This window comes from Pseudoalteromonas sp. S3785, from assembly GCF_005887365.1.
Taxonomy (GTDB): Bacteria; Pseudomonadota; Gammaproteobacteria; order Enterobacterales; family Alteromonadaceae; genus Pseudoalteromonas.
The window spans coordinates 1-392 of sequence record NZ_PNCT01000224.1 but is presented as its reverse complement, the minus strand read 5'-3'; the positions used below and the strand labels follow the sequence as shown (position 1 = coordinate 392).

The 392-nt window shown below is 44.6% G+C and carries 1 pseudogene; it reads right to left on the bottom strand.

Annotation, left to right across the window (positions count from 1 at the left end):
- Nucleotides 1-19: 19 nt before the first annotated feature.
- A pseudogene (locus CWC17_RS19235) lies at nucleotides 20-304 on the bottom strand (CLCA_X family protein); the annotation flags it as partial.
- Between the last annotated feature and the right edge of the window lie 88 nt (nucleotides 305-392).

Below are 392 nucleotides of genomic sequence, written 5' to 3'. Positions count from 1 at the left end.
CGGAGGCTGCGTTTTACTGCGCTTGCAGACCATTTTGACCTCCGTGCCCAAAGGCAAATTTTAGTTTGCCGGGATGGCCAAGGGCTTTGGGCGGTAAATGTTGTATTTGAGCAAGGGCGGCGAGGGCAGCGTAAATTAAGTTTGCACTAATAAACCGCTCTTCTTTGGTTACCCATTTACCGATCACCATAGACCTAAAACCAAAGGTATCTCTAATATCGCTAAAGTCGACTTGGTCGTCAAAGCGATAATCGGGGCCGTGGCGTGTATCGCCGCGTTTTCGTCTGTTGGCGTAACTACGCATTATAATTTAAGTGGGGTTAATTTAAGTAACGGTGTTTTACGTATTCATGCATGTGTTGGGTGTGTTTTTTTATTAATTCGTCTAATAA